Source organism: Acidithiobacillus sp., assembly GCF_027322205.1.
Taxonomy (GTDB): domain Bacteria; phylum Pseudomonadota; class Gammaproteobacteria; order Acidithiobacillales; family Acidithiobacillaceae; genus Acidithiobacillus.
Genome location: NZ_DAHVHY010000072.1, coordinates 1 through 10204, shown reverse-complemented (window position 1 = coordinate 10204; position 10204 = coordinate 1). Strand labels below are relative to the sequence as shown.

At 57.7% G+C, this 10204-nt stretch carries 8 protein-coding genes; 4 read left to right on the top strand and 4 right to left on the bottom strand.

Annotated elements, in window-relative coordinates; translation table 11 throughout:
- The 4 genes from dapE to M7F93_RS09885 all read right to left on the bottom strand — a co-directional run.
- A partial coding sequence (gene dapE / locus M7F93_RS09900; RefSeq protein WP_298172727.1) for a succinyl-diaminopimelate desuccinylase occupies nucleotides 1-601 on the bottom strand: 601 nt, incomplete at its 3' end.
- Between the two features lie 12 nt (nucleotides 602-613).
- Nucleotides 614-1438: a 2,3,4,5-tetrahydropyridine-2,6-dicarboxylate N-succinyltransferase gene (dapD, locus tag M7F93_RS09895; RefSeq protein ID WP_298172724.1), complete on the bottom strand. Its 825-nt coding sequence runs from the start codon at nucleotides 1436-1438 to the stop codon at nucleotides 614-616.
- 23 nt (nucleotides 1439-1461) lie between these two features.
- Nucleotides 1462-2706 carry a succinyldiaminopimelate transaminase gene (gene dapC, locus M7F93_RS09890; RefSeq protein WP_463670970.1) on the bottom strand — a complete coding sequence of 415 codons (1245 nt, stop codon included), beginning with the start codon at nucleotides 2704-2706 and terminating at the stop codon, nucleotides 1462-1464.
- Nucleotides 2707-2917: 211 nt separating this feature from the next.
- Nucleotides 2918-5389: a TonB-dependent receptor gene (locus M7F93_RS09885; protein ID WP_298172721.1), complete on the bottom strand. Its 2472-nt coding sequence runs from the start codon at nucleotides 5387-5389 to the stop codon at nucleotides 2918-2920.
- Between the two features lie 460 nt (nucleotides 5390-5849).
- On the opposite strand from M7F93_RS09885, the gene M7F93_RS09880 reads away from it, so the two are divergent.
- The 4 genes from M7F93_RS09880 to M7F93_RS09865 form a co-directional block, all read left to right on the top strand.
- Nucleotides 5850-6617 (top strand): MotA/TolQ/ExbB proton channel family protein, encoded by a 768-nt coding sequence (locus M7F93_RS09880; protein ID WP_298172716.1) that lies wholly within the window; start codon nucleotides 5850-5852, stop codon nucleotides 6615-6617.
- Nucleotides 6618-6633: 16 nt separating this feature from the next.
- Nucleotides 6634-7035 carry an ExbD/TolR family protein gene (locus tag M7F93_RS09875; RefSeq protein ID WP_298172714.1) on the top strand — a complete coding sequence of 134 codons (402 nt, stop codon included), beginning with the start codon at nucleotides 6634-6636 and terminating at the stop codon, nucleotides 7033-7035.
- Nucleotides 7032-7742 carry an energy transducer TonB gene (locus M7F93_RS09870; protein WP_298172711.1) on the top strand — a complete coding sequence of 237 codons (711 nt, stop codon included), beginning with the start codon at nucleotides 7032-7034 and terminating at the stop codon, nucleotides 7740-7742. The genes M7F93_RS09875 and M7F93_RS09870 overlap by 4 nt, the downstream gene beginning before the upstream one ends.
- A 19-nt stretch (nucleotides 7743-7761) precedes the next feature.
- A partial coding sequence (locus M7F93_RS09865; protein WP_298172708.1) for a proline dehydrogenase family protein occupies nucleotides 7762-10204 on the top strand: 2443 nt, incomplete at its 3' end.

Genomic DNA, 10204 nt, shown 5'->3' with positions numbered 1-10204 from the left:
TGTCGGGGTAGGCTACATGACCCTGTATACCCTGCACGGTCAGACGTCCGTTCAGCGAGCCGCGCCGGCCATTTTTGATGACATCGCCCAGCATGTTTTCGGAAGAGGGTTCGCCCACCACGCACCAGTCGATGGTCTCCCCATGTTCCCGTAACCAGTCCACCACATGCCGTGTGCCATGGGTGGCGATGCCTTCTTCATCGGAAGTGATCAGAAAGGCGAGACGCCCGGAATGCCCCGGATGCAGGGCGACAAAGCGTTCTGCGGCGACGATCTTGGCGGCAAGACTGCCCTTCATATCGGCGGCGCCACGACCGTAGAGCATGCCATCGCGGATGGTCGGCTGAAAGGGGTCGCTCTGCCATTCTGCAAGCGGGCCGCTGGGGACCACATCCGTATGTCCCGCAAAACAAAGACGCGGACCGGCGTTGCCGCGCTCCGCCCAGAAGTTCTCCACCCCCCCGGCGGGCAGGCGTGTCACCCGGAAACCGATAGCCTCCAGCCGGGCGATCATCAGATCCTGACAGCCCGCATCCTCCGGCGTAACGGAGGGACGGGAAATCAGTTTTTCTGCCAGTTCCAGTACCGCGCTTTTGCCCATGGGGGCGCTCCTTCAGATGTCGCGGAGAATGGCGTTGATGCCGACTTTGCCCAGGGTCTTGGCGTCCACCTGCTTGACGATGACGGCGCAGTAGAGGCTGTAGCTGCCATCTTTGGAAGGCAAGCTGCCGGAAACCACCACCGAACCGGCGGGCACCCGTCCGTAGCTAATCTCGCCGGTTGCGCGATCATAAATGCGCGTGCTGGAGCCGATGAAGACGCCCATGGAAATCACCGAACCTTCTTCGACGATCACACCCTCTACGACTTCGGAGCGGGCGCCAATGAAACAGTTGTCCTCGATGATGGTGGGATTGGCCTGCAAGGGCTCCAGCACGCCACCAATGCCAACACCGCCGGAGAGATGCACATTCTTGCCGATCTGGGCACAGGAGCCGACGGTAGCCCAGGTATCCACCATGGTGCCTTCATCCACATAGGCGCCGATGTTGACGAACGAGGGCATCAGCACGCAGTTGCGGCCGATAAAGGCCCCGCGCCGCGCTGTGGCGGGGGGCACTACCCGAAAACCGCCGGTGCGAAAATCGTTGCTGTTATAGTCGGCGAACTTGCCCGGCACCTTGTCGTAAAAATTAGTCTCGCCCCCTGGAATGCGGGCGTTATCCTGCAAACGGAAGGAAAGCAGCACCGCCTTCTTGATCCATTGATGGGTGACCCATTGGCCATTGCGTTTTTCGGCTACCCGCAGGACGCCCTTGTCCAGCCCTTCGATGGTCTGATGCACGGCTTCCCGCAGTTCGGCCGGAGCCTGCTTGGGGGAAATCTCCGCCCGGTTTTCCCAAGCGGCGTCGATAATGGTGGCAAGACTCTGGCTCACACGAACTCCTTGATGATTGTTTGTTATAAAGTTGAAATGGGGTGACTGTCCAAAAAATGACGCATGCGCTGCAGGCCCTCGACGCAATCTTCCAGGCTGCCGACCAGCGCGATGCGGACCCGATCCTTACCGGGGTGGACGCCGTGGGCATCCCTCGCCAGATAAGCGCCGGGCAGACAGCGTACATGCTCTGCCTCGTAGAGGGCGCGAACGAAGGCTTCGCCATCCCCCACCCGTGGCCAGAGATAAAAGCCGCCGGCGGGCGTTTCTACCGGCAGCACCGCACCGAGAATATCATGGGCGGCGGCAAACTTCCGGGCATAATCGGCACGGGTATGCTGCACATGCTGCTCATCCTGCCAGGCGGCGATGGCGGCGGCCTGAATGAAGGGCGGCGTGGCGGCACCCAGATAGGTCCGGTAACGGACAAAAGCCTTGAGAATATCCGCGTCACCCGCGACAAAACCACTGCGCGCACCGGGGATGCTGGAGCGCTTGGAGAGGCTGTGAAAAGCCAGCACCTGCGCGAGACTGCCGGTTGCCGCGGCGGCCTCCAGAATACCCGCAGGCGCCTGTCCCTCGGGGTAGAGCTCACTGTAGCACTCGTCGGCGGCGAGCAGGAAGCCGTGTTGTCGGGCTTTGGCAATCAGCCAGCCCAGCGTCTCCAGAGACAGGGTCGCCCCTGTGGGATTATGGGGAGAGTTGACGTAAAGCAGTGCAGTGCGTGCCCAGACGGATTCGTTTACGGCGGCAAAGTCCGGCTGCCCGCTGGCATCGCAGTTCAGATAATAGGGCTCTGCCCCGGCGAGCAAGGCAGCACCCTCATAAATCTGATAGAAGGGATTGGGCAACAAGACCAGGAGCTTGGGGGTCTGACAAGGCGGCAGCGCCGCCTGCGCGATGCTGAACAAGGCCTCGCGGCTGCCGTTGGCGGGAATGACATGCCGCTCCGGATCGAGAAAACCAGCGGGCAGGGCAAAGCGCCGGGTGGCCCAGTCGGCAATGGCCTGCCGTAAACGCAGGCCGCCGAGCACCTTGGGGTACTCGGCGAGACCATGCAGGTGCTCAATGATCGCTTCACTGACGATAGCCGGCGCCGGGTGACGCGGCTCACCGATGGAGAAGTCGATGAGCTCCTTGTCCGTCGGTGTCACGCCCGCCAGCAGCGTGCGCAGACGCTCGAAAGGATAAGCCTGCAAAGTTTCCAACAAGGGATTCATGGAGTCTTTCGTCATAAGCAGCGATTCTGGGGCAAGGATGGCGGTCATGACAAGTGCCTGAAAGGGCTGCGCCACGGTAGGCGTTTTACCTGTGTGTATGCTTTAGACAGGACCGGCAGGTAAATATTTTTGTCAGGACATGTCGATACGCGCGAAAAACGCCTTTATAACCATGTACTTTTGGCCGTACGTAGACATCATGAATATTGCGTAGTGGTACGCGATCGAAGGACCCTCGAATGGATACTGATAGTCACTGCTAAGTGAATCGACCTTCTAGTCCAAGCTCGATAAATCTTGGCATACCAGGATAGGCGACGTAGAACGGACTGGCTCCTGGTGCTGGTTTTGCCAGCAACAACTTATAAATCTGATCGTAGTGCGCATAATAGTGTCTGTTCAGTAAGTTATCTATATTTAGGGTTACTTTCAGCCATTTCAGGTGATCTTCGTGTATCGGAATTTTGTAGGCGGCGGACAGATTCATTATAAAATAATTCCCGAATCGCACCGCGGAGTCTGGTGTTGTCCACCCCGCAAGATCCGGGATTCCGGACGCCGCGGATACCGCCGGTGGTAATGGCGGGGCATTGGTCCCTATCATGGTGCCCGTATAACTGCCGAGTAATTGACCCGTGAAGTTTCCTCTATTATAGGTCAGTGAGAGATTACCTAGCCAGTTGGGAACATCCGCCAACGGGTCTCCGGCCAAGACATATCCGTACTGGACTGACGAGGCGGTATCCGCCGCGAAGTAGCTATTTTTATAATTTGCTTGGGTATAGGACAAACTGCCTGCAACTGTTAAATGCTGTGTCAGCAGATACTTACCAGATGCCTCCAGGCCTTTGTATTGGAGTTTGCCAACATTGGTATACAAGGACAGATTTTCAGCGGGCAGTGTCACAAATGAGAACGCGCCATGCTCATCTTGTAAAAAACCATCGAAGTTGACATAAAGTCTTTTGCTGATATAACGCAGTCCTGCCTCATAGGCATTCACTGTTTCTGGTCCAGGCGCTGTTGTTGTACTTCCTGTCCCCCCCAAGGTGTAGTCGCCAACGGGCGCAAAGCGCGCGCCTTTACCATAGCTGGCATAAGCGATGATATTTTTGGTGGCGTCATAAGACACCCCAAGATACGGCAAAATGGTCTTGTCGTAGTTACCCAGTGTGTATGCGTGATCAGGCGTCGCGTACACGTTCTGCGGAATATAGTTACTCGAACTCACACCCGTCAGAGTGACTCCTGGCTCGATATGCAGGGTATCGTTCAATAGATTGATCTTGTCCTGTAGATACCCGCTATAGACAGCACGATGGCCCCGGAGTCCATATTCATAGGCATTATAACCATTGATCTGCGGCATATTGAGTGTGCCATAGACATACTGAGAGGAATGATTCGTCTCCTCGGCGATCAAACCGCCGAGGCTAATGTCGTTGTGTGGCAGGAAGAAATTCACTTTTGGTGCAAAGCCAATGGTGTCCGAGTTCGTGTAGTTGATCCCAGCGGCTTCGCCGGAGATGTAGCTGCCAAAAGTCTGCACAGGATTATAGGAAAAGTCGTGGTGGGCCGCACCGGGACCACCGAGATACCCGTCGTAGACGATTGGAGTGTAGTAGTTATTCTGGTAGGGATAGTTGAAGCCGATCACAGCGGGATTGGTTTGTGCTTCAAACTTGCTGGACTTATGGATGTAAAAAACCCGCGCGCTGGCGATCACATGGCGGTTGATGTAGGTTCTATCTCCGACAATCGCCGTGAGATAATGGTTGAACTGCTGGGTACTGGTCTGCGACAAAGGCACATTGTAGTAGAGGCCATTTTTCTGCTGCAAGGCCACCGGGTAGCCCCCGTAGTCTGACTCATACCCATTGCCGCGATTGTAGAGCAGGGTCGCGAAGATTTTCGACAGGCCATAGTCATAGGGTTTCACCGCAGAGAACAAGAAGTCCGCATAGCGAGCGGGTGTGTGTTGTATATAGCCGGCTGTTTCCGTCTGACTATAACGCGCTAACAATTTGAGGCCACCACTGTGCGGGATGATGCCGGAGTTGAGCTGTACGCCGTACACATCGGTCGAGAACGATCCGATCCGGGTGAAGAGGTCGGCGTACTGCTTGTCGGTCGGCTGTTTTGTTTGATAGTTGATGGTACCGCCGATGGTAGCGAATCCACCCCGATCAGGAGGAGCCACGCCCGGATAGACATGGATCCCCGCCACCTGGCCAGTGGAAACCAACGAGCCAATACCGTAGCTGTTAAGGGCGCCTTCCCCGCCCGAGAGGAGACTGGTCATCGGTATCCCATCCAAGGTCTGCGCGAGCTGACTCATGCGTACGCCGCGCACCGTCAGTGTCGGCATAGATGGTCCAATATTCTGCTGATATTCATTTACGGACGGCGTCAATTTGAGAATGCTGTATATTGATGCAGCCGAACTCGCTGCCTTGATCTGCTCGTGACTAATCACTGACATGGCCGAAGCAATATTTTTTTCACCTACCAACAGTTTTTGATACTTCTTATCAATACTTTTCAGCTTAATAGCCTTGGTAGTCTTGGCCGCAGAGTTTGGATTTACCGCTATGCCAGTGGCGTGCGCAGAAACCAGCGCGTTAGCAGCCATGAGTGCCGCCAGGATAAGGCTTCTCTCAGGTGTATATCGATAAATATTTAATAATTTTAATGAGTTATATGTAGTGTCAGTCTTACGGGATTCGTTCATCACGTTTACCTCTAGCCATGAGAAAAATCGGTCGTTAAGCCTTCATAATACCAACCATTTGGTAAATAAGCATGAAGTATGCCAGTTTTTGTTGTGAGGCTGAATTTCCAGCCTATCTGTGACCATATAGTCTAACTATTGCTGATTTTTACCGGATTTATGGATATAACGGCAGCTCTGAACAACTCATGACGGTATTGCGTCATGGATGCATTACTTTGGTGCGATTGCACCATGACATTGCCTCATAATGGGGAATGCGCTGTTCCGGAGGCTGGTTTACCGATCCATTTTCGGCCGTCAAGCGGCACTGGCTTTCTGCAGGCGGCAGCATTGTTGAAATTGAACGATACACATGGCGCGAATCATGCTTCTGCATTGGGGTGACTATTATGCGGTTCCGGATTTCGCGGTTCGGCTTGTTGCCCGCCAATACCATGTCTACGGAGGTTCTACGCACATGTCCTTATCCTATATTGTGCACTTGGCCAATTATTCCGATGGGGTGTTATATCTGCTCATGCTGTTGCTGCTGATTGAACTGACGGTGGTTTTTGATCGCGGCTGGTACCTGCGCAAAGCGATCCACAAAGGCAAGGAAACCCTTCTGACCGTTTCCGGGCACGGCAAGCTGTACCGGGACGATCTGAAGGCCCTGGTGGATCGTTCGGCAGGTCTTCCGGAAGAAAGCCTCCTGACGGTGGCACTGCGCTACTATGGCATGGTCCATCATTACGGCAGCGCCCGGGGCGAAGGCTTCTCCAATCGCCTGGACGAGGCCATCTTCCTGACCACCCCCAGTTTCGATAAACGCCTGTGGATTCTCGATACCATCGTCACCCTGGCTCCCTTGCTCGGGTTATTTGGCACCATTCTCGGCATGTTCCACGCCTTCTCCATCCTCGCGGCACCGGGACATAACCCTACAGCAGTCACCGGTGGTGTCGCCGACGCCCTGATCGCCACCGCTTCGGGCCTCTTCATCGCCATGATCGGTCTGATCAGCTTCAACGCCTTCAACAATACGATCGAGAAAATCATTCACCAGATGGAATCCCTGAAGGTGGTGTTGATGAACCGTATGGATGGCGCACCGATGGTCAACGAGGAGCCATCGACCTCCGGTCCCGATCCCATCAACCCTATTCCGGAGGCGAAGCCTGCCGCACGGACCGCAAAAGCCGCCGCTAGCGCATCAGCGATCACGCCACAACGCGCGGCATCCTGAAAAAGGGGGTTGACCCATGTTGCCACAGCGTCGTCCGCGTAAAAAAGGCCGGGTAGAGATCATTCCGATGATCGATGTCATGCTTTTCCTGTTGGTCTTCTTCATCATGATCGCCTTGCAGATGATTACCGACAAAGGGCTCAAGCTGAATTTGCCCACGTCCAGTCAATCCAAAGCGCTGCCGCATCCACACTTTGTGGTGAACATCCAAACCGACGGTAGTGTGGTGGTGAAGGGCAAACCCATGGGTCTGGATGCGCTGCAACAAATGCTGGCCAGCGACGGGGATGTCGCCAAGACGGACGTCACCATTGCGGCGGACAAAAAGGTTCCCTTCCAGGATTTCGTGCGCGTCATGGACCGTTGTCAGAAGGCAGGGGTCACCAGTATTGGCATCGCGACACAGGCAAAGGCATGAATAGCGCCATTCTCCCCGGATACCTGCCACCGGAGCACCGGGGTGACCGCAACCCGCATTTTAAATATGCCGTTGTTGCCGCAGTGCTGGTAGAGGTAGGAATCGTGGTGGGGTTGATGTCCATGCCCAGGACCCCGCCGACCCCCAAGCCCGTTAAGAAGGTGGTATCGGTCCGCATGGTGACTTTGCCGCCGCCCCCGCCGCCCGCACCGAAGGTGGTGCCGCCCAAACCGGTACCCCCCAAGCCCACCATCCCACCGCGACCCGTGGTGCATCGTCCGGCACCGGTACCCATTCAACCGCCGTCACCGCCCAGCCCACCGGTGATGCATCGTCCGCCGCCCCCGGTCCCGGTCCCCCCGGTCCCGGTCACCCCACCATCGCCCCCCATACCCGCGCCACCCGCACCGGCACCCGTCTACAGCGGAATTGGCGCCTATGGATCCGGAGCCCGGTCGCTGGTAAAGCAGAATCTGCGTATTTCGGCGATCATCAAACGCCTGCATCTCCACGGTACGGTTGTGGTGTCCTTCCGGGTGTCGCCGGGCGGCGGTAAGGCGTTTACGGTACGGGTGGTGGGCGGCACCACCAATCCGTTGATTCGCCGGGCGGCTTTACGCGCCTTGAGCGCGACATCGTTCCCGGCCTATACGCGCAGCATGCCGAACAAGGCCCTGACTTTTACCGTGCCGATTGAGATCTCATGAGCGCGTTGTACTGAAGGGCATGTTTCCGGTAGCCGAAATCATCCCCGAGTCGGAAGAGCGCACAGAAGCAGGGTTGTTGCCACCGCCCTGTCGCGATGAGGGAGAGCGGGTGACTGTGTTACTCGGCGCGCTCGATGGTCCACTGGACTGGCCCCAGGTCGTTGCCATGGCGCGGCCCTGGGTGGATGCCGTGCGCAAACACCCGGCGCCTTTTTGGGCGCTGGAATCCTTACTGCGCGAATACCCCATCACCAGTTCGGAGGGGCTGGCCCTGATGCGTCTGGCGGAAGCACTGCTGCGGGTGCCTGACATGGGCACCGCGGCGCTGCTGGCTGCCGATCAGTTAGGCCAAGTCCGCTTCGCCGGAGCAGAGAATCATTCCTGGGTGACCCAGATTTCCGGACGTATTTTGATTCTGTCGCGCCGACTGCTGGCGGAACGGGAGACCGCCACTCTGGTACAACGGCTGGGTATGAATACGGTGGTCACCGCCGCAGTGCGCGCCATCGCGCTGTTGGGTCGGCAATTTGTGCTTGGTCAGGATTTGGTGGAGGCGCGTCGACGCGCGGCAGACGTTCGTAAGCGTCGACCGGCCCTCTGTTATTCTTATGACATGTTGGGGGAGGGTGCCCGTAATAGCGCGGATGCCGCGCGCTACGCGGCTGCTTACCAGGCGGCACTGCAGTCCCTGGCGATGCAGCCGGGTTCCGGGGGACCTGAACAGCGGGATGGCATTTCCATCAAATTATCGGCCTTGCATCCCCGTTATGAAGAGAGTCAGCGGAAGCGTCTGTGGGCCGAACTGCTGCCTAAACTGGGACAACTGGCGGAAGTGGCGGCGCGGGGGCGGCTGAATCTCACTCTGGATGCCGAGGAAAGTGATCGCCTCGAATTGCAGTTGGACCTTTGGGATGCGGTCCAGCGGAAAATGGCCCGCAACCCCGTGACCGCCGGCTGGAATGGCTGGGGAATCGCCGTCCAGGCTTATCAGACGCGTGCGGCCGAGGTAATCAGCGAGGTGCTGGCGCGAGCGCGGCGCAATCAGAGCCGGTTGATGTTACGCCTTGTCAAAGGAGCCTACTGGGATACCGAGATCAAGCGGGCACAGGAAATGGGGCTCGCCGGATATCCCGTGTTTACCCACAAACATCATACCGACATCAGCTACGCGGTTTGTGCGGCACAGCTTCTGGAACATGCTGTCGGACCAGAGGCGTTGGTGTATCCGCAGTTTGCGACCCATAATGCAGCGACTATTGCTGCGGTGCTCCAGCTGGCAGCGGCGTCTCCCGACACCCGTTTTGAGATGCAGCGTTTACATGGCATGGGTGAGGGTGTTTATCGCGAGGTCTTGCGTCACTCCGCGATACAGTCCTTGCGGGTGTATGCGCCCGTCGGCCGGTATCGGGATCTGCTCGCTTATCTGGTGCGGCGTCTGCTGGAAAACGGTGCGAACACCTCTTTTATGCATCAATTGGCGAATCACCAGGTAGCCGCCGATGACCTGCTGGTTAGCCCGCTCTGGCGGGCCGATGACGTTGCGCTGGCGGCGCCGCGCGATATATACGGCACCCTCCAGGGCCAGATTCGCCCCAATAGCCAAGGGATGGACATGACTTATGCGAACGAACGCAATCCGGTAACGGCGGCCGCTTTGGCTCTGCGCGTGCCGACATCTGCGGAGATCCACCCCGAGGAGATGGACCCGCTCCTGCGTACCTTGCATGCCGCGCAGCCGCGTTGGGATATGGTGCCGGTGGAACGGCGTGCCGAGATCATGACGCACGCCGCCGACCTGTTGGAGTCCCGCCGTGAAGTCCTGCTTGCGCTGCTCCTGCGCGAGGCGCACAAAACCCTTGGTGATGCGGTGGCAGAACTGCGGGAAGCGGCCGATTTTTGTCGCTATTATGCGATCCAGGCGACCGCCTTGATGCGCCCGGAAATGCTGCCGGGGCCAACGGGGGAGACCAATACCTTGCGTCTGCGCGGGCGTGGCGTTTTTGTCTGCATCAGTCCGTGGAATTTCCCATTGGCTATTTTCGCCGGGCAAGTGGTTGCAGCGCTCGTGACGGGTAATAGTGTTGCCGCCAAACCGGCCGAACAAACCGTGGCCATTGCCAGAGTCTTTGTGGAACTGCTCTGGGAGGCGGGGGTTCCGCGCGACGTGGTGGCCCTGATGCCGGGCCCCGGCGAAACCGTGGGTGCCGCGCTGGTAAATCACCCGTTGACCGCGGGGGTGATTTTCACCGGCTCCACGGGGGTGGCGCGACATATCTACCGAGCCCTGGCGGCGAAAGAGGGGCCCATCGTTCCCCTCATCGCGGAGACTGGCGGTATTAATGCCATGATCGTGGACTCGACGGCGCTGGTGGAGCAAGTGGTGGATGCCGTTGTCGCCTCGGCTTTTCGTTCTGCCGGACAGCGCTGCTCGGCGCTACGCCTGCTCTGTGTACAGGAGGAGG